General features: G+C 42.0%; 18 protein-coding genes and 1 pseudogene. 8 read left to right on the forward strand and 11 right to left on the reverse strand.

Annotated elements, in window-relative coordinates; all coding sequences use genetic code 11:
• The 3 genes and pseudogenes from AAFP11_RS23800 to AAFP11_RS23810 form a co-directional block, all read right to left on the reverse strand.
• Window positions 1-323: 1-acyl-sn-glycerol-3-phosphate acyltransferase (locus tag AAFP11_RS23800; protein WP_341739258.1), on the reverse strand; the 323-nt coding region annotated here is incomplete at its 3' end.
• A 180-nt stretch (window positions 324-503) separates the two neighbouring features.
• Window positions 504-1,448 (reverse strand): phosphate ABC transporter substrate-binding protein, encoded by a 945-nt coding sequence (locus AAFP11_RS23805; protein ID WP_341739259.1) that lies wholly within the window; start codon window positions 1,446-1,448, stop codon window positions 504-506.
• Between the two features lie 72 nt (window positions 1,449-1,520).
• Window positions 1,521-1,658 (reverse strand): annotated as a pseudogene (locus AAFP11_RS23810) (zinc ribbon domain-containing protein); the annotation flags it as partial.
• A gap of 210 nt (window positions 1,659-1,868) precedes the next feature.
• Here AAFP11_RS23810 and AAFP11_RS23815 point away from each other — a divergent pair.
• The 3 genes from AAFP11_RS23815 (at window position 1,869) to AAFP11_RS23825 (ending at window position 5,739) form a co-directional block, all read left to right on the forward strand.
• The gene (locus AAFP11_RS23815) at window positions 1,869-3,479 is read left to right on the forward strand and encodes a glycosyltransferase family 39 protein (RefSeq protein WP_341739260.1); all 1,611 of its coding nucleotides are present in this window, start codon (window positions 1,869-1,871) and stop codon (window positions 3,477-3,479) included.
• A gap of 24 nt (window positions 3,480-3,503) precedes the next feature.
• Window positions 3,504-5,192 carry a glycosyltransferase family 39 protein gene (locus AAFP11_RS23820; protein WP_341739261.1) on the forward strand — a complete coding sequence of 563 codons (1,689 nt, stop codon included), beginning with the start codon at window positions 3,504-3,506 and terminating at the stop codon, window positions 5,190-5,192.
• A 67-nt stretch (window positions 5,193-5,259) separates the two neighbouring features.
• Window positions 5,260-5,739: a hypothetical protein gene (locus AAFP11_RS23825; protein WP_341739262.1), complete on the forward strand. Its 480-nt coding sequence runs from the start codon at window positions 5,260-5,262 to the stop codon at window positions 5,737-5,739.
• A 136-nt stretch (window positions 5,740-5,875) separates the two neighbouring features.
• On the opposite strand, the gene AAFP11_RS23830 is transcribed toward AAFP11_RS23825, so the two are convergent.
• Together AAFP11_RS23830 and AAFP11_RS23835 are read right to left on the reverse strand one after the other, a co-directional pair.
• Window positions 5,876-7,687 carry a BamA/TamA family outer membrane protein gene (locus AAFP11_RS23830; protein WP_341739263.1) on the reverse strand — a complete coding sequence of 604 codons (1,812 nt, stop codon included), beginning with the start codon at window positions 7,685-7,687 and terminating at the stop codon, window positions 5,876-5,878.
• A gap of 189 nt (window positions 7,688-7,876) precedes the next feature.
• Window positions 7,877-8,077 (reverse strand): hypothetical protein, encoded by a 201-nt coding sequence (locus AAFP11_RS23835; RefSeq protein WP_340518803.1) that lies wholly within the window; start codon window positions 8,075-8,077, stop codon window positions 7,877-7,879.
• A gap of 160 nt (window positions 8,078-8,237) precedes the next feature.
• On the opposite strand from AAFP11_RS23835, the gene AAFP11_RS23840 reads away from it, so the two are divergent.
• Window positions 8,238-9,053 (forward strand): alpha/beta hydrolase, encoded by an 816-nt coding sequence (locus AAFP11_RS23840; RefSeq protein WP_341739264.1) that lies wholly within the window; start codon window positions 8,238-8,240, stop codon window positions 9,051-9,053.
• 113 nt (window positions 9,054-9,166) lie between these two features.
• Window positions 9,167-10,645, forward strand: coding sequence for an ATP-binding protein (locus AAFP11_RS23845; RefSeq protein ID WP_341739274.1), 1,479 nt, complete (start codon window positions 9,167-9,169; stop codon window positions 10,643-10,645).
• Window positions 10,646-10,659: 14 nt separating this feature from the next.
• On the opposite strand, the gene AAFP11_RS23850 is transcribed toward AAFP11_RS23845, so the two are convergent.
• From AAFP11_RS23850 to AAFP11_RS23865, 4 genes are all read right to left on the reverse strand, one after another.
• Entirely contained in the window at window positions 10,660-11,013 is a 354-nt protein-coding gene (locus AAFP11_RS23850) for a hypothetical protein (RefSeq protein WP_341739265.1), read from the reverse strand.
• A gap of 34 nt (window positions 11,014-11,047) precedes the next feature.
• Window positions 11,048-11,659, reverse strand: a complete 612-nt coding sequence (locus AAFP11_RS23855; protein ID WP_341739266.1) for a DUF6272 family protein — start codon at window positions 11,657-11,659, stop codon at window positions 11,048-11,050.
• Between the two features lie 28 nt (window positions 11,660-11,687).
• Window positions 11,688-12,923 carry an adenylate/guanylate cyclase domain-containing protein gene (locus AAFP11_RS23860; protein ID WP_341739267.1) on the reverse strand — a complete coding sequence of 412 codons (1,236 nt, stop codon included), beginning with the start codon at window positions 12,921-12,923 and terminating at the stop codon, window positions 11,688-11,690.
• Window positions 12,924-13,082: 159 nt separating this feature from the next.
• Window positions 13,083-18,581, reverse strand: coding sequence for an AAA family ATPase (locus AAFP11_RS23865; RefSeq protein WP_341739268.1), 5,499 nt, complete (start codon window positions 18,579-18,581; stop codon window positions 13,083-13,085).
• A gap of 480 nt (window positions 18,582-19,061) precedes the next feature.
• Between AAFP11_RS23865 and AAFP11_RS23870 the strand changes: the two genes are divergently transcribed.
• Window positions 19,062-19,421, forward strand: a complete 360-nt coding sequence (locus AAFP11_RS23870; protein ID WP_341739269.1) for a VOC family protein — start codon at window positions 19,062-19,064, stop codon at window positions 19,419-19,421.
• Window positions 19,422-19,424: 3 nt separating this feature from the next.
• Complete coding sequence (locus AAFP11_RS23875; protein ID WP_341739270.1) at window positions 19,425-20,705, forward strand: recombinase family protein; 1,281 nt, start codon at window positions 19,425-19,427, stop codon at window positions 20,703-20,705.
• On the opposite strand, the gene AAFP11_RS23880 is transcribed toward AAFP11_RS23875, so the two are convergent.
• Together AAFP11_RS23880 and AAFP11_RS23885 are read right to left on the reverse strand one after the other, a co-directional pair.
• Window positions 20,702-21,850: an adenylate/guanylate cyclase domain-containing protein gene (locus AAFP11_RS23880; RefSeq protein ID WP_341739271.1), complete on the reverse strand. Its 1,149-nt coding sequence runs from the start codon at window positions 21,848-21,850 to the stop codon at window positions 20,702-20,704. The two genes, AAFP11_RS23875 and AAFP11_RS23880, sit on opposite strands and share 4 nt — an antisense overlap.
• A 35-nt stretch (window positions 21,851-21,885) precedes the next feature.
• Entirely contained in the window at window positions 21,886-24,957 is a 3,072-nt protein-coding gene (locus AAFP11_RS23885; RefSeq protein ID WP_341739272.1) for a response regulator, read from the reverse strand.
• A 469-nt stretch (window positions 24,958-25,426) separates the two neighbouring features.
• Here AAFP11_RS23885 and AAFP11_RS23890 point away from each other — a divergent pair.
• Window positions 25,427-25,668, forward strand: a 242-nt coding sequence (locus tag AAFP11_RS23890) for a hypothetical protein (RefSeq protein ID WP_341739273.1), incomplete at its 3' end; no start/stop codon positions are given.

The following is a 25,668-nucleotide window of genomic DNA, read 5'->3' on the forward strand; positions in this document are numbered from 1 at the left end:
GCCGATCGAATCGCACTGCGATCGGCACTTTCCCGTTTGACTGGATAAGCACCATAAAGGGCGATCGCCTGTTTCAAAATAGGCACTTTAAATAACTCTTCCTTAGCCATAAATGCCACCGGTCGTCTCATGCAATTAGATAAAATAGGCGGGTCAAAATCGCTAGCGTGATTGCTGACTACTACCAGTGGTCCAGAAGTGGGAACATTTTCGGCACCGTAGATGCGACCCCGAAAATAAAGGTGTAACATCGGGCTGACAATGGACCACTTGAATAAATAGTAAAGAATTAAACTCTCGACTGGTTCGCGATTTTTGCTCACAGAAAAACCTTCGATTTTAAATTACATCGAATATTAGCCTATCAGACCCTGCCTGCGGTTGGAAACCGCGCCTACACAAACGAAGTCCGCCTGCGCGGACTAAAGAATTAAGTGTCGCGTTGCGCGGACATCGCTTGTGTAGTGCCAGACTTGAGTCTGGCGATATCATCAGCTTTCGGCTCAATTTTCGGCAAGCATCGCTTTTTGTCCTTCCGGGGAAGTTGCATAACCCAAGAAGTCCTTGACTGCTTGACTAGGAGGGTTTTTGTAAACGTAATACAACTGTCGCTGATAAGGATAGTTACCAGCATCCGGTGTCGCCCCGTCTACGGGCACAACCCGCACCGTTTTCTGATTGACTACTTGGGCGAAAGTCGCATACCCAATGCCGTTATTCCCTAAAGCTTGCAGCAGGGGAGTTGTCGCATCTCGATCGAGAGTAGTAATATTTGGTCCCGTAGCAAAATTAGCGCCTTTGAGAACCTGTTCTTTAAACGTCTGGTGAGTGCCACTAACTTGTGGTCGATTAATGATTTTAATCGGGCCAGGCTGGCCACCGACTTTCGACCAATCTTGAGTATTTCCCTTGAAGATATCTTGAACTTGAGCCACAGTTAAACCTCCTGTGAAAGGGTTGTTAGTGCCGACTACAAGGGCGATCGCATCCAGGGCCACAGGTACTGCTCTCAAACCCTGACTTTGTTCTTGAGCAGTCAAAGGTTGCGATACCGCAGCAATATCGGCTGTTCCCGCCACCAAATCCTTAATTCCGTTGGCAGAACCATTTGCTTTGGTATCAACTGTAGTGCCAGAAAACTTGCCTTGAAAGCCCTTCTTAAGGTTGAGATTGATTGTCACCATGCTGGTAGAACCGTCAATTTTCAGCGTTGTACCGGGAGCAACAGAAGTTGGAGGCGCAAAAGAACTAGCTGCAACCGGAGATGCTCCACTCGGTACTGGGGCGACGGGAGGCAGATTCGCTCCACCATCGGCTGCGGGTGTGGGAGTGGGTGTATTTTGGGCATCCTGGGATGCTGGTTTATTCAGAAAAAAGAACGCGCCACCGGCGAGCAAGAAAAATAACAGAATAAAAACTATGGGGGGAGGCCCGCTACTCTTAGCCATAAAATTCTCCTTAGTTGGGAAGTTCTGGGTTGTGGTACATTTACGCGATACATTTCAAATATCTTGGACAAGTCAGACACATGAAAATACCTCGATAGCATCGCCCGCAAGGGTGAAGGGCGTACCCGCCAAAGCTTTTAGCATAATGCCAAAAGCACCGTTTGCGTCCCGGTCGGCAACATAACCGCATTCGGGACATTTAAAAACTTTGTCTCTCGAACATTGTAGCCTTTCACCCCATGACAGAATGGCCGATCGGCAGTTATTCTAAATGAACTAGGACTGCGGAAATACTGCCTCCGCCCCTTTAATAGTGGTAATAAACCGACTGATGAAAGTATTTATGTGTCTGGGAATTAAGGAGAACATCTACTTATAGCGTCGGCTAGGGACTATTCTTTTTATAGGAGTTGATTTAAAATGAAATTTACGCAAAATGGCGATCGACTAATTTCTCAGCATCATCCACTGCACAACGGGCTGCGATTTTTAATTATAGTTATATTAGTCCTAGGGATATTTTTTCGTTTTGCCAATCTGGAAAAGAAAGTTTACTGGATAGACGAAGGTTACACTTCTCTGCGAGTTTCCGGTTATACAGAATCTGAATTAATTAAAGAGTTAGGCGAGGGCAAAATTAACGAAATAAAAACCCTCGAAAAATATCAGCATCTCAATGCCGAAAAAAATGTTTTTGACACCGTAAAAGGATTGGCACTAGAAGAAGCTCAACTTGCTCCTCTGTATTTTGTAGCAGTCAGATTTTGGGTGCAACTGTTTGGAGATTCCATCGCAGTAACTAGAAGTTTGTCGGCAGTTTTTAGCTTGCTGGCATTACCTTGTATGTACTGGCTATGTTTAGAGTTATTTGAGTCATCGCTGACAGCTTGGTTAGCAGTTGCCATCATAGCTGTATCGCCTTTTCAGGTAGTTTACGCTCAGGAAGCTAGACCTTACAGTTTGTTTGTTTTGTTAATTTTACTGTCCAGCGCAGTGTTGCTACGAGCAATGCGCCTAAAAACTAATAGTAGTTGGGCAATTTATGCTACCACACTAGCCGTGGCAATGTATTCTCACCTCTTATTTGCCATGGTTGCCATAGGACATGGTATCTATGTAGTCATTGTTGAAAAGTTCCGCATTAACAAGACAGTTATTGGCTATTTTTTAGCGACAATTACAGGGCTCCTAATTTTTTCGCCTTGGGTTATAGTTTTTATAAAAAACTTCAACTATGCCAGCGATAAAACTTCTTGGCTATCGCTGAGAAGACCGCTTTTAGAATTGATAAAAAGTTGGATTCTGAACATTAGCACTCAGTTTTTTGACGTGGGATTTTACTGGAAGTTGCCACGACCATATTTGATATCTACTTTGCCAGTTATTTTCCTGATTTTAATCATGGTTGGGTATTCTTATTATCTACTTTTACGGAAAACAGAAATGCGAGTTTGGTTATTTGTAATTACATTAACCTGCATGACAGTAGTATTTTTCTTGCCAGCGGACTTAATTAAAGGAGGGATTCGATCGATAAACACTCGTTACATGATTCCCTGTTATTTAGGAATGCAGATATCTATTGCTTTTCTTTTTACTCAACTTATAATCAGAGTTAAATTACAAAAATTGTGGAGAGTTGCTCTAGTTTTTCTGCTTTCAATGGGAATTATTTCATCGAGTCTCTATTTGTCAGCAGATACTTGGTGGAATAAATCCGGTTCTCTGCTTAATAACTCGATCGCCCGTACAGTCAACTCAGCTTCTAATCCATTAATCATCACAGACTTGGCAGGCTATAGTGTATTGAATATCGGCAATTTACTAGGTATGAGTCACCAAATAGAACCACAAGCTAAATTATTAATAATGTCACCCAAAAATATTGAATTTTCTGGAAATTTTGACCCGATACTTCTGTACAATATTTCCCAGGATTTACAAAAACAAATCCGCGAGTTTAATCAATATAAAATAGAAATAATTTACGGTCAAGACCAAGAAATACTTCTCTGGAAAATAGTCAAATAATGAGCATTTATCTAGCAACCCCAAGTGAGTTTATTTAAAATGGAATTTCCGAAAAATGGCGATCGACTAATTTCTCAGCATCATCCACTGCACAAGGGGTTGCGATTTTTAATGATATTTATATTAGTCCTGGGTATATTTTTTCGTTTTGCAAATATCGATCGCAAGTTTTACTGGATCGACGAAACCTATACTTCCCTGAGAGTTGCCGGCTACACCGAAGCCGAAATGCTCAAAAATTTTTCTTACCAGCAAATAACATCGCCCTCAGATTTACAAAAATATCAACACATAAATCCCGAACACCATTTAACTGACACCCTACATTCTTTAGCAACCGAAGACTCCCAGCACCCGCCACTGTATTACATACTAGCCCGATATTGGGGGCAATGGTTCGGCAGTTCTGTCACAGCCATGAGGAGTTTAGCTGTGGCGATTAGCTTGCTAGTATTTCCCGCCATTTATTGGCTAGCTTGGGAATTATTTGCCTCTAGCACTGTAGCATGGATGGCGATCGCCATTTTTGCCATTTCTCCCTACCATATTCTGTTTGCCCAAGAAGCCAGACAATACAGTTTGTGGACTGTCACTACTATTGTATCAACAGCATCCCTGCTGCGAGCAACGCGGGTACAGGAAAATCTCAACCCCATTTCGCTGATTTTCCACTGGATAATTTACGCAGTAACCTTAGCAATGGGACTTTACACCCACTTGTTATTTATCTGCGTCGCCGCCGCCCATGCAATCTACATCGCAATCATTGCCAACTGGCGCGATATTCAAACCTTTATTTCCTATTATGTAGCAGCTTTAGTAGCATTTATCGCTTTCATGCCTTCGGTTATCAATGTTTCAGAAAACATCAATCAAATTAAAAGCACCACAGTCTGGACTGAACAGGCAAATATCTTAAAATTAGTTAGCAGGTGGGTTGGTTCCGTCACCATCGCCTTTTTCGATCTAGGCATTGATGGCAGTGCTAGTACCACACAAGTAGCCTTACTAATTCCTGTGAGTCTAATTATCCTCGCTTTGGTGGGATATGCAATGTTTTTCCTGTGCCGACATACACCAAAACGAGTTTGGCTATTGATATTGTTAACAATTGCAACAACGGCGTTATTTTTAGCAGTACCCGATATACTTAAAGGTGGAAGGCGATCGGCAAATCCGCGATATTTAGTGCCATGTTATGTGGGAATTCAGCTAGCAGTTGCTTATCTACTGTCTATAAAAATTAGTGGCAATCTCGATGGTAATAAGCACCAAAATGTGTGGAAATTCATTATGGTTGCACTGTTTTCTGCCGGCATTATATCCGCGGGAATAATTTCTCAAGCAGACATTTGGTGGAATAAAGGCAGTGGTTGGCTACGCACGGAAATAGAAGTAGCTAAGGCGATTAATCAAGCCACCAAGCCGCTAATCATTAGCGATGCCAATATAGCATATATTATGCCTTTAAGCTATCAGCTAGAACCAAAAGTCAAACTACTAATTGCACCCCGCTGCTACACTGCTTGCTACAAAAATCGGGAATTGGCACTTGCCAAACCCAAAGTACCTACAATTCCCAAGGGTTTTAGTGACCTGTTTTTATACAGACCATCCTCAGTATTGCGATCGGGAATCCAGCAGCAAAACTATAAAATAGACCCCATTACCGATACAGTCGAGCTTAATCTCTGGAAACTCACCAAAAAATAGATTTTAGACCGATCCCTTTAGCGCTAAGCTAAAAGTAAGAATCAAAAAATAACATCAAAAATCTAACATGACAGTCACCGAAACTTCCAATATTCGCAAACTCCTATGCGATCCAGACTTGGGGTTGATTCCCCACCTGGAAAAGTGCCTCAAAGACTTGCACGCATCTTCCCTTCTTTCCAAAGACAAATTCAAGGTAGAACCTTATGATATAGAACTTGGACATTGCCACACCCAGAAGTTTCCCAACGAACAAAAACCCCTTGTCACTCAGTTAGTGTTAATGAAAATACCCTTAACTGGCAAAGTTCAAGACAAGATGGAACTATTTTTGTTAGCCAGTGAATTGCAGAACCAAATCGATATCAAAATCATTGACTGGAGTGCCTTAGAGCGTCGCCAATATAACATTCATGGCATCCCTTTAAAACAACCGGTAATCAAAATAGATGGGGAAATGAATTACAATTTAGTATTCGATCGACCACACTATTGCTGTATCACCCTAGGCCGCCAATTTGAATTAACTTACGCCGCCAATTTTTAAGGGGAGTTGTAGGGGCAGGGCTGTTTCATTCTTTGTAGGGGTAAACCTACCATCTATAAAACCCGCCCCTGGTATCTTAAAAGAGTTTGGACTCTTCAAGAATCCCCCCGATTCATCGGTGGGGAGTATCAATAATTCAAAATCGCTGCCTTGTACCAAGTACAAATTTGATGTCGCCGCCATCGCTAACACCCACATCCAAGCGGATTAATCCCAACAAGGGCGATCGCACTCGGACTCCCACGCCAAAACCAGCCCCAGTACCCGGTTTGTCCCTCACCACCGCCGGTTTCCCCAACACGCTGTCTCCGGTTCCCAAATCTGAGGCAAAATCGACAAATATTACCCCGCCCACATCTCTACTGACGGGAAACCGATATTCCCCGGAAGCTAGGAAATAACTCCGCCCGCTACCGAGATCTCCTGTGTCGTAACCCCGCACGGAATTCCGCCCACCGAGACGAAAAGCTTCTGTGGGTGCCAAATCTCCAATTACCGTCCCTGCTTGCAGGTTAAAAGCTAAGGTTTCTGGCAATGCTTCCGTATCGCCACGGCCGAGGAAATTCAGCGGTATATATTGTATATAATTAGCTAATAATTTATTGCTCACTATGTTCCCTTGTCCCAGGGGGATGGATTGTTCGGTGCTGAGGCTGAGAACCGAGCCGCTGCTTGGGTTGAAGGGATTGTTGCGCCGATCGAGCGTGGCGCCAAAAGAGACAGTGTATAATTCGTCAACACCAGTGCCGCTGAAAGTGAGAGGGTTTCCCAATTCGTCACGGCGGGCGATATTCAAATTACGATCGCGGGTGCTGATATTTGTATAATTCAATCCCAAAGTCCCTCGCCAATCCCCCAAAGGCTTGGTAAATGCCAGATTTCCTCCCATCCGAATTTCCCGAACTCGATTCCCATTGGGCAAGTTAATATCGTTGTTGAAAATTTCCGATGTTCGGCGATCGCGAAAAGTTCTCACACTGTATCCCAAAGTATCAGTGGCGGCAACGTAAGGGCTGACAAATTGGACATCATACTCGAAATCTCGGAGGCTGGGCTGAACTTCCACCGACAGGCGTTGCGGATTTCTACCTAAAGTGCGATCGGTATAAGACAGAGGAATCGCTAAGCCAATGTCATCACTCAAACTCGCACTCACACCAAAAGACCGAGCCGATCGCTCTTGGACGTTGTATATAACATTAATATCAGTGCCAACTTCTTCAGTAGAAACCGTCACCATGTCAAACAATCCCAATTGCTGCAACTGCTGCAAATCCGATCGCACTACATCCTGACTGTAATTATCCCCCGCCTTGAGTTTGAGTTCGCCACGGATAAAATCTTCAGAAATTCTGCCCTGAATCGGATTCCCTTGCTTGTCAACAGCTTCCCCCTTGGAATTGACAAACCGAATTTTCACCTCTGCAACGTAGATACCGCCCACATCTCCAGCTTGAGAAACCTGTGCAGTGCCCTCTAGCTGTCGGGCTTGGCCATTGCATAAACTGCTGGTATCATTCCCGTGGAATAGGCATCCAGCCTGTTCAATACCCGCTTTTTGGGAAATGTCTGGAGAAATATCTAACGATCTAAAATCCGTTAGCATCGGAATTATTAAACTCTCTCTTCTCTTCCTTCGCGTACTTCGCGCCTTCGCGGTTAAATCATTCCGATACAACCGGAATTGATATGATTCCGGCGTTTCAACCACCGCCCCTGGGCTACGGGCAGTTTTTAACACCAAGGCAAAATCTTTACTTGGGCTGGATTTAACTTTAACAGAGGGTGATGGAGCTTCTACCGCCACAGGATTTATCGACAGGCTATCTGCTGCTGCTGCTTCTGCTTCTGCCAATTTCACCTCAGTTGCAGCTTTGGCTCCTAATTCCCCCCCAGTCCATGTGGCTAGAGTCAAAATTGCGATCGCCTGAATATTTAGAATACGCATAAAAATCTCTTTTTCAAACATCCACCGCATATTACCGAAAACCGACCACTATGCGTATGCCATCATAGAAACCGGGCGATCGTCAATGGATGTGAGATTGGAGATTTTTTGAATTGTAGATTTTATAAATTGACCCCGGATCTAAATCCAGGGACACCGAATCAAATTGGGCGATCGTCAACTTACGATTTAAAGAGCTTGTCTAGATACTCGTTTCTCAAAATGAGCCTGAGTCTGCTGCAAAAGTTGTTCGCGACTGTCCTTAGCCTGTGTAATGGTAGGGAGTAAGTTGCGAGCCTGTAAAGTCATGTGAAGCTGTAGGTGTGCCACGTACTCACTCACATCTTCGCGCAGCGAACAAGCTGGGTATTGTTTTAAGTTGGAGTTCAAAGTGTTCTCCTGCTTTATGTTTGCAGTATTTAAAATCATAATAGAGACTATCACAATAGTTTTTGGATTTTCCACTCCGTAATGAAGTTTAACCTTTGGATGCTGGTAGGGTAACAATAGTTTACAAACATCCCTCCAGTCACAGGACTCAAGAACACTTATGCAAAAGCACACTTTGAGTACATTTGTCAATGGCAACACCCAACAAGCCACTTACCTCGACATCGGGTGCGGGCAACCGTTATTAATGCTGCACGGTTTTTTTGGAGAAAAGACTTGCTGGCTCCCACTCATTGAGTTATTGCAATCTCAGTTTCGCTGCATTAGTTTAGATTTGTTAGGTTTTGGAGAATCTAGCAAACCAGAAATCTGTTACGATGTTTCCCTAGAGGTTGCTTTTGTGCGACAAGTTGTAGAACAACTAAATATCGAACCCTGCTGTATTATCGGACATTCTTTTGGGGGTTGGGTGGCGGCTGCCTATGCTCTCAAATACACAAATTCCGTCAGCAGTTTAGTGTTAGCAGCGCCTGCTGGAATTCGAGACGACAGTTTTTGCGGTCAATATGATGCTTTGCGGCCCCTACTGTGGCAAACGCCGATCGTTGATTGGACTCTACAATTGGCAAAACCTTTTGCTAATTTAGCCGGAAAAAGTAACGAATTACAGCAAATATGGGGTTGGCGGCGGGAGTTAATGTCTCAACCAGTAGCTCGCTCTTTTTTAATGAGTCGGATGCGCCCGGAAGACGCCATTGATACCGTGGAAAAAGACATTCACAAATTGCAAATTCCCACTTTAGTAATTACCGGAGATAACGACGAAACAATTCCTCTGTGGCATTCTCAAACCTACGCCAAGGAAATACCAAAAGCAGAATTAGCTATTATTCCCAACGGGACTCATGGGTTGCCCCAAACTCAACCAGAAATGATGGCAAATCTGATGGGAATTTTTTTTGAGCAATTGACCTAGATCCTGTATAAACATAGATTGTAATACTGACTGAAAAACTGTGACTAATTATACTACTTAAAGACCCACCTAGGGACTATATTTTTGACAGTATAGTGAAAACATTTTTTATGATGACCCTATCTTCTGCGACCAGGAGTTACAGACATTCAGTTGAGTCGGAGGTATTACCTATCGTGGCATTCAAAAACTACTTCAATCTTGAAGAAATTATGACCGCTAGAAAAATTAGCGCTGCTCTCATTAACGTCAGTGGGCGACAGCGAATGCTTTCTCAAAAAACGGCATTTTTTGCCATGAGGTTGGTTGGCTCTCTAGAAACAGCAGAAAGAGAAACATTGCGGGCTCAATTGCTAGAGGCGATCGCTCTTATGGAAAAATCTCACCGTGGGTTAATCTACACTGACAGCAGCATCAACTTATTAACTCCCCCTTCGCCCGTTGTCAAATCAATGTATTTTGAAGCGCCCCTGTATTTAGATAAACAGGTGCGCGAATATATCGATCGCATAAGAGCATTAGTACAGGTTCCAGATGCCGACCTGAAGCCAGATAATCCTCACCTATTGTACATTGTAGCCTCCGCTTCCGGCGAACTGCTCGCAGCTTTTGATGCAGTGGTGAGTCAATATCAAGAAGAAAGCGAAATGGAACAATTTGAAATAGATCTCAGACAAGTTGAACTTTATCAAGAAAGTTGTAATGCTAGAGCTAGTTCGGAATCACAAGCCGATGAACTCAAGCGCACCCTGTGCGAACTCAAAGAAACTCAAGCTCAACTCCTGCAAAGCGAAAAAATGTCTTCTCTGGGAGAACTAATGGCTAGTATTGTCCACGAAATTAATAACCCCATTAGTTTTATTTACGGCAACTTGAGCTATGTAGAAGTTTATACTCAAGATTTGCTACACCTACTCCGTCTCTATCAAGAAAACTATCCTAACCCCTGTGATGAAATAAAATATCAAATCGAAGAAATGGAGCTAGATTTTTTAGTGGAAGACTTGCCGAAAGTGATGTCTTCGATGCAAATGGGTTCCGATCGCATCCGCGAAATAGTCAAATCGATGCAGAACTTTTCGCGGACTGATAATACTAACATGACCCAATGCGATTTGCACGACTGCATTGAAAACACCGTGTTAATTTTGCGAAACCGTCTGAATTCTCAAAAAATTGGTCGTGATATAGAAGTAGTTAAAGATTACGGAAAATTGCCTCCAGTAGAGTGTTATGCCGGACAACTAAATCAAGTATTTATGAATTTGATTAGCAACGCGATCGATGCTTTGGAAGAAGCAGCAGAAGAACGACCAAATGCTTTATTAAAGATTTATATCCGTACCGAGCTAGCAGGAAGCGATCGAGTTATCGTCCGCATTGCTGACACAGGAGCGGGAATGACGGCTGACGTAAAAGAACGAATGTTCGAGCAGTTTTTTACAACTAAAGAAATCGGTAAAGGCACCGGTTTAGGAATGTCGATAGTCTATAAAATTTTAGTAGAAAATCACGGTGGCATTCTGCGGTGCGAGTCAGAACCGTCTCAGGGAACCGAATTTATCATTGAATTGCCGGTGCAACAAACTTAAACAGTTAACAAAAATCACTCCAATTGCAGCTTCAAGGTTGGCAACAACTTTTCTAAATTCTTAAGAGATTTCTGTTGCCAAGGAACATCATTTGAACCTGTTACCAACAGTTCAATCGTTTTCTTTTTCCGCACACTAATAACAAACTTGGAGAGCATATTAATACCAGAACTGTTAAGAAACTCCAGTTGTTTGAGGTTCAAAGTAATGTGAGGAGGTTCTAAACTAGCAACTTCATCTAATAAATCAACTATGGGCTTATAATCTGACGCTCCATCTAAGCTGAGTTCACCTTTGAAAGAGACTGTCACCGATTCTGGATCGTATTGAATAAAGTAGTCTTGACCTTTAATTTCTTGAATATCCATAGTTTTGTGGTTTCCTGAGTGAATTCTGGCTCTACTAAACACTAATTTGAACGAGGGTCGTAATAGCGAGCATAGGGAGACCATCAGCTATGGACTCAAATTTCCAACCTATCTTAGCAGCATAGTCATTAATCATCGTCAGCAATCCTAATCCCGATGTTTCACTTTCTATTTCAGCATTTTTTTCAAGCTGCTGTAAATAGAGTTCATTAGAGTCAGAAATCAGCAGTTCTTTAATGAATTCCTGCAATTTATGAGCTGCTGCTTCCTTCACATGATTCGTAGCATAAATTACCGCTGTTACATCATCTTCTCCGATAAAGTGAATCCCAAACCTTACCTTGTGACTACAGTCATCATCACTAAATTTTATAGCATTTTCTAACAGTTCATTAGCAATATAGCTCACGGCTCCTTTGATTTGTTTAATTCGTTTTTCGCTGCTAAAATTCTGCTCGTCCACTGGTAAAAAACTCGACAAATAATCTGCTACAAAATGAGCAGATATCCGATTGTTTCGCCACCGCTGCTTGATGGGGCGAGAACTGGGAGTAAATGTAAGTTCTAGGGAGTCATGCTCCGGTGGAAATTCCTCGATAAATTCTCCAAATATTTCTATCCCTTTCTCCAACCTTCCCGATGTCATATTGTCTCCCTCCAATTATTTTTTTATGTCACTTCTGGGTAAATTGCCACACGCCATTCCAGTTAGCCGGAATACTGTTTTCTAAAAGTGCTTGGATGCGTTCTAGATAAATTTGGCTGGGTTTGTCATCGGGATTTAACCCCACAATTTTTTCAAAACAAACTTTGGCATTAGCAAAGTTTCCCTGACAATATTGTTCTAGTCCATCCTCAAAAATAGGCAAAGTTAGAATTTTGAGCGATCGCACTGGTTCTACTTCAACATCTAACACCTCACAAACAGTAATCGCTTCTTGTCTACCTTTCACAATCGCCCGATCCAAAAAGCGAATACGATACTTGGACGGTTGACTCAAACGTTGTACCACCTCTCCTGAAATTAATAAAGATACGCCATAATACTTAGTCAAACCTTCCAGACGAGCCGTGATATTCACATGATCGGACAGGGCATCGGCTTGCATCCGATTTGCTTCACCAATAATCCCCACCATCGTATCACCAACATGGATACCAATGCCAATATTCACCGGAATCTCTCCATTGATTTTACGGCTTTGATTGTATTTTTGCAACTCCTCTAACTTCACAATTCCAGCCTGAATGGCATCATCAACCCCTTCGGGAAAAACTGCCATCACTCCATCTCCCATATACTTGACAATAAAACCATTGTGATTGCGAATTCCGGGACTAATTCGCTGTAAATAGCTATTGATAAAGTTAAAGTTTTGTTGAGCAGTCATTTGCTCGGCCATTGTGGTGAACGAACGGATATCAGAAAACATGATAGCCATCTCTTTGCTGACGTGATCTCCAAGCTGGAAATCCACAATACTCTGCTTTCCCAGAAATTGGAGAAATTCATCGGGAACAAAACGTCCGTAAGCCTGCAAAAGTTTCTCTAATTCCTGTTCCCGCGCTTTCACCGTTTGCACCATATGGGAGAAAACCTGTGCCAGTTCTCCCAGCGTATCACTACGCGCTGCGACATCGGACAATATCTGAGGTTCAAAGCAGTTGTTTTTCACAGCGATAGCTGCATCTATCACCTTTTTTACCTGCTCGATATAAGTCTGCATCTCTCGATTATTATGACGGATTTGGTTTTCCAAATCCGTGGAATGCTCCGTGATAATTTCTACTAAAGTTTCATAGCTATTTTTTTCATCTTCGACTTCTTCAAGTTTCTCCATCAAATCCTGTAGCTGAGTCTTGAGTTCTTCAGGAGATGTAGATTGTGCTAAATTTATCTGGGTTGTCATAATTTATACTCCCCAATTTGGGAGCGAAAAATTGTTTTAATCGCTAGCTGTAAATTATTATAAGTTACACGATGCGATCGGTAAATCCGGTTGCTTCTGACATTCTGCGCCCCCAAATCCCCGATCGCTCCTCTAAAGCTGCTCTCTCGTAGGCGATCGTCAATTATGCACAATATTTCCCTGTTGCTTCAATACTAGCAAAGTAATGTCATCAAGTACCTTTTCTTCTCCCATAAATTTTCGTAAATCATCGATGGTGGCTTGCTTGATTTCTTCGGCGCTGCGATGCCAGTTTTCAGAAACCACTTCACAGAGTCTTTCTATACCGTAAAATTCTTGCTCGATATTTCTGGGTTCGGGGATGCCGTCAGTATAAAGCACTACCCCGTCCCCAGGCTCTAAGTCTACTACAACCTGACTAATCCAATCTGAAATATCCTCATCTAAGCCGATGGGGAATCCTAAATCTATTGTGTCAATCCTTTCAATCTGACCACCTTTTCTGACCACGATAATTTCCTCGTGTTGACCGCTAATACTAACTTTACCGTCGGCGTAATTCAGCAGAGCGAGGGTCAGATTTTTGTCAGATTTCATGCGCTGGACATTTTTGTAAATGGTGCGATTCAGGGTATCTAAAAAACGGACTGGCTCGGATTCTTGCAGTTCCTGAAGAGTGCGGACTGCTGCTTGAGTCATCACCATCAAAATGCCACTTTCTAATCCATGTCCTGTAACATCTCCAATGCAGATTGTCACAACTCCCTCCGTACACAGTACGTCGTAGTAATCGCCACCTACTCGATCCGCTGGTTCCATAAATCCCGCAATATCTAAGCCTTTTATTGCTTGGAGTTCGGCTGGTTTTGGCAGAATTAACTGCTGCATTTGTTTGAGGATATCCAGTTCGGCACTCATCAGAATATTTTCGGTTTTGAGGCGCTGGTTGAGGGCAGAAATTTCTTGATTTGCTTGGGCTAGTTCGGCAGTACGTTCTTCAACTTTATCTTCAAGAGTTTGATATAACAGAGCATTTTCAATGGAGATAGCAGCTTGGGAAGATAGGATTTTTAAGACTTCTAATCTGTCCGCCGTAAAGGCACCGGTGGCGAGACTATTTTCTAAATACAAAATGCCGATCGCCTTACCTTGGTTAACAATGGGAGTACACAACACCGATTTAGGTTGGTGCTCAATAATGTAGGGGTCGGCAGCAAACATATTTTCAGTAGCAATATCGTTAATTACCAAGGTTTCTCTAGTACGCCAGACGTAGTTAATGGCAGTGATGGGAAGTTCTTCGCTTTGAGCGATCAAAATATTAGGCAAATAAGATTGCTCGTTTAAACATTTAGCAACTATCCATAATTCACTATCAATTTCTAAAATAATATAGCTCAGAGAAGCGCCAGCATTCTCGTTGAGTATTTTGATTAAAGTTGAGAGTAATTCATCTACATTTATTTCTCCAGATATGGCTTGAGAAGCTTTGATTACTGTTTCTAATTCTAGGGATTTGGACATACTTTTGCTAGTGCTAGTAACGCCCTCTAGCATAGTTTCAGCAATTGTTATGCATCCATATAGGCTTGTTGTTTGTTGGAGGATGGGAGCGAGTAATTGGGAATAGTTTTGTTCCAGGTTTTTGATTTTTGCCGGAGAACCCCAGCGAGCATAAGCATAATAAGCATCAGTTAGATAGACGCTGGCAATTTTATCTTTGCCTAATTCCAGATAGAATTTAGCAGCCAGTTCGTTTGCTAGTGCTTCTTCTTGGAGGTATTGGTTTTCTTTGGCTGTCACAATGGCGCGATCGTACAAATCCATCGCTTCCAGCCTGTCTCCTAATACTCGTGCTATTTCTGCTGCTACTAATTCATACTTATGTTGATAATTCATCGGTGCATGAAACGCCCAGGTTTGCATTTTCTCCTGATTGTTTCTCACTTGGCTTAAGTATTGTTCTGCTGCGATCGCCTCAGCATGGGGATACAGTGCTAGCAGGGCGAGGGAATGATAGAAGTTGTGCTGTGGAACCATCATTAACGAGCCGACTCCCGCGACATATTGCTCTGCTAGCTGGGCATTTTCCAGGGCCCGATCGCGATCGCCCAACAAATAATTCACAACCATTTTAGCAAAATAAATCCCAAATATGGAAGATACATTATTGGCGGCCAACAAAACAGGCAACATTTCATCTTCATTGAAACTTTCCCCCACTAACCGACAATTATCCTCAGCTAATCCTTGTAAATTTAATACTAATTGTAGCCATATTTGGGTATAGTAAGTCTGATATTCTTGTTTAGAATCGAGCATAAGTTCCAGATACTGCTCATGTTTTTGATATACTAATTTTAGGTCTTCGCCGCTAAAAAAGCTGTAGATGCAAAGATACATAGCAGCATAGCAAGCATACTCAATATCGCCAGTTTCTAAACCACTTTGGACTGCCGATAGCAAATAAGGTAGAGTCGAGCGAGTCGGTTCTTTCCAATGTCTGACGCAGGCATTATAAACCATCACAACTTTTGAGTTAAATTCGGGAGATGGAAATTTATCTAATACCTGTAAGGATAGTTGACCGTATTGATAACCTAATTCAATTTCTCCGATTACTTCACAAATTAAACTGCAACAAGCATAGGCATAACTAGCAGGGGCAGAATTCCCGTATTTGATACAAATATCTGCCATGGTAAATACAACGGTGGGGTAAATTTCGGGACTGGCTAGATAAGCCGCAGAAGCGATCGCACATAAAATCCTCAAAGCAGCAATTTTATAAGCATCCTTAATTTCTGGCAGATCGGCTAAGCCCGAAATTTCCTCCTCCCCAGGGAGTTCTGTTTCCAAAGCAACACCAAGCATCCCCAAAACTTCCAATCCAGTATCTACTGCTAATTTCATCTGATTTTGAGCAATATAAGACTGAATTCGTGCTTCGTAAACTCGGAATTGATCGAGGAGATTTCGCGAGCGAGATAGAACTATTTCTGTCAGTTGTTGCGATAAATCAAAATTGGTATTCAAATATTCTGCTTCTACCGATTCTACATAAATATCTAGGGTTAAGTCATATAAATGGCTCCAGCTATCATCTGGTAGTAAATGGCGACCCATGGTTAAGTAATCAACAGCAGCAGCATAGGCTGTAGAAGTTTTCGCTTTGCGCCCTGCTAATAAATTCAAGGAAGCTAGCTGATTTCTTTCAGTGCGATCGACAATTAATTCCACTCCCATATTCAAGTGGTTGACAATATCAAATATCCGCTCTTCTTTTTCACATTCTGGGGTATTACTCAACAACAATCTGCCAATTTTCAGGTGAGTTAACTGCGTGGCATCATCAGTAATTAAAAAATAGGCAGCTTGTTGAACGCGATCGTGCAAAAATTTGTAACTTGGCAATGGACAATCGGCAACAGCTAAGGGTGCTGCCTCCCCATCCTCTGTAAAAAACTTGTAAACTTGACTTTGCGGTAAAATTAGACCTTCTTGCAATCCTTTCCACAAATCAGCCGCCGTGTCTCCTTGAGATTTTTCGCAAACAACAGCCAAGGTTTCTAAATCAAATTGACTGCCAATACAAGCAGCTAACTTTAAAACATCTTGAGTGGCGATCGGCAATTTCTGCAATTGAGTGGCCATAAACTCGACGACATCATCGCTAACTGCCAATTCTCTGATTTTACTAATATCGCACTGCCACCCCCCCGCAGTCCCAGTCGGCGCGGTGGATGGTGCGTACTCGCCCTGGTTTTTAGTGTTTAAATCAAAATAAATTAACTTATCTTCGTAGAGATTCTTGAGGAATTGATTGCTAAAAAAAGGATTGCCTTGAGTTTTTTGAAAAATCAATTCCGTCAAGGAAAGAGAGCGTTCTAGCGGACAACTTAAAGCATCAGCAACCAGACGATTCAAGTCAAGTTTGGAAAGTGGCGCGAGAGTAATTTGATTAATTATAGGGGCTGGGCGATCGCTCCCATGACTGAGCACAGAAGATGAACTCGTACCTAGCTTACGAATTTCCGATAAAGTCAGCATTAATGGATGAACATTGGAAACTTCATTATCTCGATAGGCACCAATTAACAGCAAATGTTGCCCTTCTGATTCGGCCAGCAACAATTGCATTAATTTCAAAGAGGCTGAATCTACCCATTGCAAATCATCTAAGAAAATAACTAAGGGGTGATTTTTGGTAGCAAAGACACGAATAAACTTTTGAAATAGCAGATTGAACCGATTTTGTGCCGGACTAGGCTCTAATTCTGGGACAGGAGGTTGCTTGCCAATCAGCAGTTCTAATTCGGGAATTACATCAATAATTATCTGAGCATTGTCACCTAAAGCTGACAGGATTTCCGATTGCCAATGTTCAACTCGTTCGACACTTTCTGTGAGTAATTGTTCCATTAACTTTTGCAGAGCTTGCACCCAAGCGGAGAAGGGAATATCGCGCCTAAATTGGTCGAATTTTCCTTTGATAAAGTATCCCCGTTGCTGAACTATTGGTTTATGAATTTCGTTCACGACAGCCGTTTTGCCAATCCCGGAAAATCCCGCTATCAACATTATTTCAGTAGTAGCTCTACGGCGTAATTTATGAGTTTTTTTGGCGCTGTTAGAGGAGGTTTTTAAATTTGTAGTTAGGGGATTTGCCTGGGGAGATGCGACGCGCTGGAAGGCCGCTAATAGGGTCAAAACTTCGATCTCTCTGCCATACAGTTTTTCGGGAATCACGAAGCGGTCAGAAATGTCTCTGCGGCCTAATGCAAACAGTTCAATAGTGCCAGTATTGGAGTATGCTTTTAAGCAGAGTTCTAAATCATGTTTGATGCCTGTAACTGTTTGATAGCGTGCTTCTGCTGTTTTTGCCATCAGTTTTAGCACGATGTTATTCAATACTTGGGGGATGGCTGGATTTAGGGCGATCGGGTGAATGGGCTGGCGAGCAATGTGACAGTGAACCAATTCCATGGGTTCGTTGGATGAAAATGGCAATTGTCCTGTCAACAGTTCGTAAAAAGTTACTCCTAGGGAGTAAAAATCGGTGCGGTAGTCAATCCCACGATTCATTCTTCCCGTTTGTTCGGGAGACATATAAGCTAAAGTCCCTTCCAATATATTGGCATTTTTAATTTCTTGATTTTCCCTAGGCAAAAGGGAAGAAATACTAAAATCTATGATTTTTATTTGTTGAGTTTGAGGGTTGATTATAATATTCTGTGGCTTGATATCTTTGTGAATAATTGTGTTTTGATATATCGCTTCTAAAGCCGAACAAATTTGAAGGGCTATCTGCAAAAAATCCGCTAAACGATTGGTGAATTTGCCATTAATTCCAAAGGCATCATTGGCGACGTATTCGGCCAGAGAAATACCCCCAAAGTCCTCCATCACCAAGGCAAAGCCGTTACGGTATGGTTCTAGACTTAAATGTTTGACAATCCCGGAATGATCGATATTTTTAGCAATGGTGTATTGATTGCGAAACTGCACCAGTTCGCTGAAAGTCGGATACTCAGACTTGAGCAATTTGAGCGCAACTGGTTGATTGTCTGATTCAGAAAAACCTCTATACACCAAGGTTCTGGGACCGGAGTAGAGTAGTTCGATAGCGCGGTAGCCGGAAATTGAGAGCGGAGTCATAGTTTCTAAATTCTAGTAAGTTGTTGGTTATAGTAATATAAATAATAGTGCGGTAGCTGCATCATCGAAGGGATGTCTGTTTCACAAGAATTATGGCAGATGTCTATTAGTTTACTATGACCCCCAAGGTTTCGGGAAGATTTGACCACAAAATAAAGCTCGGTAGATAGAAAACAGATGACGAACCACATCAATTGCCTTGAAATTTTTTGCAGCGCTTGCTTCCCAGGAGCGATCGACTTGAAAAGTCATATCTGGTAAGATATTATATCGCTACATAAATTAATTATTTAAGGATTTTTTGGATAAGTATATATTAGAATGTAGACGGATTCATAATTTGAAAAATAAATTACTATCGAGACATTGCATAACATTGATTTTGTAGTTCTATCTGTATTCAAAGTAACAGATTATGTTATGATAAATCTGTGGCTCACAATTTTTATATAAGCGCGAAATTAAAAGGTCTGAAAAAAAATGCAAATTACCCAAACCCTCCACAGTGCCCTACTAATTTCTAATATCGAAAAATCCCAACACTTTTATAGCACCGTATTAGGACTGCAACAAATTGAGAGACAATTAAATTTTCCCGGTATTTGGTATCAAGTAGGTAACTTCCAAATCCACCTAATTGTAGCAGAAAAAATTATCCCAAATACCGTAGATTATGAAAAATTAGGACGCAACCAACATCTAGCATTTTCTGTGGCTAACTTAGAACTAGCTAAAGAGCAATTAATCGCTCATCATTGCCCAGTACAAATGAGTGCATCAGGTCGATCGGCATTATTTACCCAAGATCCCGACGGTAATATCATCGAACTCAGCCAGTAACAGATGAAAATCATCGCCTACTCTTATACCGAACCTCTCCTAGAAACAGCACCGACGGCAGAATTTTGGGGTCAAGAAGTCGATCGCACTTATCAAGACTTAGGAGGGCGAGAGCAACTGCAACAACTCCTAAAAGACTGCGCCACAGAACCAGTCAAATACCTGTTAATTCAGCGGTTTGAAGAACTAGGCGACACAGTGCAGCAAGTTTGCACCAGCCTAGAACAACTGGAAAACCTCGGCATCCAACTAATTGTCACAGACGAAAAACAAACAGAAAACAGAGCCAACTTGCTCAAACTCCTAGCAGAAATCCAGCGCAGCCAACATAGCCGCAGCATTCGCAAAGGACACGCCCGCAACCGCATCAAAGCCAAGATTCCACCGGGTAAAGCTCCCTACGGCTATCGGCGCAGCAAAGAGCGCTACACCATCGATAAAAGCACCGCCCCCACCGTCAAAGACTTTTTTGAACACTTTTTAATCTACGGTTCTTTGCGAGGTTCCGTGCGCTATTTAGCCAAGAAATACAACAAAAAAATATCTGTCAGCACAGGCCGCCGCTGGCTGACAAATCCCGCCTACCGAGGCGATTTAGAATATCAAAATGGTCAAGTAATTTCTAATACCCATGTCCCGATTATTTCCAGAGAAGAAGCTGCTCAAATAGACAGGTTGCTGCGCCGCAATCGCCGCCTGCCTCCCCGCACCGCCAGCGCCCCTCGTTCCCTTGCTGGTTTAGCGATTTGTGCGGAATGTCGATCGCCCATGACAGTAGCAAAAGTTACATCCTACCGCAAAGACCGAGAATACCTTTATTTAAGGCCGATTAACTGTTGTCGGCCGGCTAAATGTAGCGGCCTTTCCTACGATGAAGTATTGCAATCGACCATCAGCGGAATTTGTCAGAATTTACCCGCTGCTGTAGCAGGGTTACAGATGCCGGATATGAATGGAATAAAAGCAGGAATTAGCAGGGCGATCGAATTTAAAGAACAAATCATTAATCAACTAGCAACCCTGATAGAAAATGGCATTTTAGACACAGAAACGGCCGAATTGAGAGCCTACAAAATCCGCACCGAAATGGCAGATTTGCAAAGCAAATTGGCGCAACTACCGCCTGTGAATTTGCGAGAAACTGCTCAAACTGTTTCTCTGCCCCAATTTTGGCTCGACTTATCAGAATCGGAACGCAGGTTTTATTTTCGAGAATTTATCGATCGCATTGAGATAGTCCGGGAAAATACAAATTGGGAACTGGAAATAATTTTCATTTTTTAAGGAACCGAATCATCTTTTTTCCCTGTTAGTAAATAGGCGATCGTCTCTCCTTTACCTTTTACCGATATCGAACCTCTTTCCTCAAATACATAGTTATTTTTCAACTGATCGTAAACAGCAGTAGTAACTTGAATAAACCCTGGTAATCCTTGAGATTCCATCCGAGAAGCAACATTCACAGTATCTCCCCACAAGTCATAGCTAAATTTTTTAGTACCAATGACTCCAGCAACTACAGGCCCTGTATTGATGCCAATCCGAATTTGAAAAGGTTCCCCCCTATCTGTTTTAAAATCAGCGATCGCTTCCTGCATATCCAAGGCCATATTGGCGATCGCTTCTGCATGATCGGGCCTCGACACCGGCAACCCCCCCGCTACCATATAAGCATCCCCATTCGTTTTAATTTTCTCCAAACCATGTTTCTGAGTTAATTCATCAAACTTTGAAAAAATCTGGTTGAGGAACTTCACTAATTCTAGAGGTGAAATTCTGGCAGCAATAGAAGTAAAATCAACAATATCGGCAAATAAAACTGTTGCTGAGTCAAATCTCTCAGCATTAGTATTCTCCCCTTTTTTCAAAGCTTCAACAATCGCTGCTGGTAAAATATTTAACAATAAATGATCTGACTTTTGTTGAGCGAGGCGTAAAGCTAGCTCAGCTCCCTGCCGCTCTTTAATTTCTTTTTCCAAACGTCCGACAATTTCTTCTAATTGGTTAGTTTGTTCTTGAAGTAGTTCTTTTTGACTTTTAATGGTTAGCTGATTTGCCACTCGTGCCAACACTTCTTTCTCTTGAAAAGGTTTCGTAATATAGTCAACTGCTCCCACATCAAAGGCTTTCACCTTATCTGAAGCGTCATCTAAGGCGCTTAAAAAAATCACTGGAATGGAACTGGTACTGGGTGAAGATTTCAAATGTTCGCACACCTCATACCCATTCATTTCTGGCATCATCACGTCCAGCAAAATTAGATGTGGCGGAAACTCTTGCACTGTAGCGAGCGCCCTTTGCCCATTTAGCGCTTTACGAACCTGATATCCTTGTCCCGTGAGGATTGTGGATAATAGTCGCACGTTATGTGGCGTATCGTCAACTACGAGAATGCTGGCTGAAATTGTAGGATCTTGATTGCTGTCCATAAGATGGAAGACTTACTTATTTTTCATAAAAAATCTTAACATTGACGGTCTTTAACGGCCGATGTTGCTAATTCTATAATATCATCAAATAGAAAATCATGGGCTAAAGCCGTTAAGATTTTTGCGAATGAATCAAATTCTCTAGGTATTTCATCAATCAACTGAACAATTTTATCGTCGGAACATTCATGAGCAGCATCAGATATCTTCTGCACCCAATCAAGAGGCATTTTGCTCAGTTGGGATTCAACAGATAGATTGCTAGCAGCTACGCTATTTGTAGTTTCATTTTCTGGTTTTACCTCAACTTCCTCCTCATAAATGTAGCTGATACCTAAAAGTTCTTCCATAATCGAAAATAGTACATTTGCCTGGAAGGGTTTACGTATAAAATCATCGCAGCCTGCGGCCAAAATAGTTTTTCGTTCCTCTTCAAAAGCGCTAGCAGTGAGAGCCACAATCATGGTTTTTTTACCTAGGGGATGAGCTTTAATCAGTCTGGTAGCTTCATAGCCATTCATCACAGGCATCTGCATATCCATCCAAATCAGGTGCGGTTGCCACTCCTCCCATATAGCAATAGCTTCTTGCCCATTTCTAGCTTCTCGCACGATGATGCCTAGGGGTGACAATAATCTGACTATGACTAGACAGTTGTCAGGGCGATCGTCAACCACCAAAATCCGGTATTCTGGTTGATTCGGTGCTAAACCAATTACTTTTTTCTGTGGTTTAAGCATTTTAACATCGCTAGGCTCGGCAAGCATGAACTCAATATCAAATGAAAATTTACTTCCCAAACCAGGTATACTTCTGACACTAATATCTCCTCCCATCATTCGTACAAAATTGCGACTAATTGGTAAACCTAATCCAGTCCCCTCTTGAGATTTATAACCTGTTTTTGTTTGCTCGAAAGGTTGAAATAATTTATTCATCTCTTCTGGGGCAATCCCAGCACCAGTATCTTCAATTTCAAAATTAACTCGTAACGATACCGGCGGAATATAATTCATATTTACAGTATCAAATTCCGGCGACATAGACCTTAGGGAAACCGTGTCGGTGGTGATTGTTTTTGGGAGCCTAAAATCTGCGGTTTGAACAGTCAAACTTGTTTCTACCTGATTTTTTACTCGCAAGGTAACGCTACCAGTGTCTGTAAATTTGATCGCATTTCCGATCAGATTAATCAAAACTTGACGCAATTTACCATCATCTCCCTTCACAAAGTGCGGTACGCCTTCAGCTACTTCAAAATTTAGCAGCAATTTTTTAGATTTAGCTTTCAATCGGAACATTTCTTCTAAGGTTTCTAACAGACGGATTAAATTAAAACTGCTTTCATTAAGCTGAGTTCTGCCTGCTTCGATTTTCGACATTTCCAAAATGTCATTAATTAGGGAAAGCAAGTGTTCTCCCGCGCGATTAATAATTTGTAGATGCTGCTGGTGTTGATTGTTCAAAGATGAATCGCGCACCATCACCTGACTAAATCCCAAAATGGCATTCAGAGGAGTCCGCAATTCGTGGCTCATAGAAGAGAGGAATTCGCTTTTGGCACGGTTAGCTCTATCCGCAGCTAAGACAGCTTTTTGTAATGCCAATTCTGCCACTTTGCGTTCGTGAATTTCTGTTTTGGCTTGTTCAAAAAGAATCGATTGCTGGATGGCAATTGCTAGCTGCACGGAAATTTGCTGGAGAGATTCTATCTCAGAAGAGTTCCAATGCCTTTGACTCCGACAGTGATGAGCAATCAGTAGTCCCCATAATTTTTCACCTTGCAAAATCGGAACCACGAGGTTAGCTTTAATTTCAAACTGGCTCAGTAAATTAAGGTGACACTCAGAAAGACCCGCCGTGTAAATATTGTCGATCGCCCGAATGTGCCCTTCCTGGTAAACAGACACGTACTGTTCCCGAAAACAATCATCATTAATGTCAATTCCCAAAATCGGCATCGTACTTTCTGCCACTGACTCCACGGCAATAAATCCACTCCAATCTGGGTTAAAACGATAAATAACTGTTCTATCGGTTGCCAAAAAATCCCGGACTTCTTCCACAGCCATTGTCAGCACTTCTTCCAGGTTAAGAGAGGAACGAATCCGCTCTTGAATGGAATTCACTAGCCTCTCCCTTTTTAGTTGTTGCTGCAAGGTGATTTCCGCCTGTTTACGCGCAGTAATATCTACGGCATAACCAACGCACTCTATAGGTACACCCGCAGCATCTTTTACCAACTTAACCTCATCGTATATCCACCGATAACTACCGTCTTTGTGCAGTTCGCGGTATTCGTAGGAAATTGATTCTTTTTCCAATATTTGAGCGAACAAATTACTCACATTTTCTCTATCTTCTGGGTGAATCAAGGTATACCAATCAAGGGAACAATTTATAAATTCTTGGGCTTCATAACCAATCATTAAAAAAATATTTTCGCTAACAAATGTCACGTCATAATTTCCGCCTAGTTGGCAGCTAAAAATTACTGCCGGAGTTGTCGCCAATAAATATTGCAAGCGTTCGGTAACAGACCGCAATTTTAACTCGGCTTGCTGGCGCTCCCCAATTTCTCTTTCTAAGCACTTGTTGGTTTCAATCAACTGGGATGTGCGTTCTTGCACCTTAATTTCTAAGTCGTCATAGGCAATACGCAACTCTAATCTTGCCTGTTTTTTTACTAATATTTCAGCCTCCAATTTGCTGTTTATTTCTTCTAATTCTTGGGGAGTTCTTAATGATAAAAATTGTGGTAATAGTGTTACCATCTGTCCAGCAGTGTAACATGAAACCAGTGCAGTGAGGGCTTTTTCTATCCCAGATAACCAATAGGCGGAATGCCACAGAGTCCAAATTTCTAGCAAGTGACCAGTGCCGCACAGAATAATAAATGCACCAAATAAAGCAAAAATTCCTAAAAAAGGAACATCCCGCCGTTTTAATACAAAATAAATCAGCATTATGGGAATTGAAAAATAGGCGATCGCAATTAAAAAATCGCCCGTTACGTGGAGCCACACCAAAGGCGTTTGCCACAGATAGCAATGACCGTGTGGCATATATTGAGTAGGAGAAAATATATTTTTGACTAATTCCAACATAATGTTTGCGATTGGCAGATAATACAGTTGGCTGGGAGTAATTCAGGGAGAAATCGGAGCGAAGATTCTGGTGGATGACTAAACTCAATCTTGTAGCATTTCCCCGACGATATTTCCTAGACCTGGGTTCCAGGCATCGGAGACTTTGTTGATGAATAAAAGTAGGCTTATCAAAATACTTTTAATTAAGTTAGCATTAATTGACAAACCATTAGCAATGTCAACTGTCACATTTTAATTGTAGCTGGACGAACAAATGTGACACATACATGACATTTTAGCTAACGATCGAGAAACAGCCTCAAAAAAGTAGGCAAACCTCCCTTGCAGCTAGGAGCTCCTCTTAAAATTAGGTTATGCCGATCGCTCAGGGAACGCTGATAACACAAGATGTAATGATTGTCAAGGATTTCGATCCGATGATTCGAGATCGAGTTGCTCAGATCGTTCAACGGCTATTAGGAGAGTTATGAGAGATTGGAATGCTTTAAAGTCACGCTATTTGCGAGACGAACTGCCGGTTCGTCTGGGAAATTTAGCATCAAATTTGGCACGGATTAAATCCCGATGTCAAAATGCAGCTAATAGCGAAATAATTGAAGATTTACTGGAAGAAAGCAAGCTGTTTATTGAATGGACTGCTGCCGATACAGAGATAGAAATAGCTGCTGAGTTAGTTGAGTTGCAGGTTCAGTTAGCTTGCTGGCAGTA

Origin of the sequence: Microcoleus sp. CAWBG640, assembly GCF_020883015.1 — a bacterium.
Lineage (GTDB): Bacteria > Cyanobacteriota > Cyanobacteriia > Cyanobacteriales > Microcoleaceae > Microcoleus > Microcoleus anatoxicus.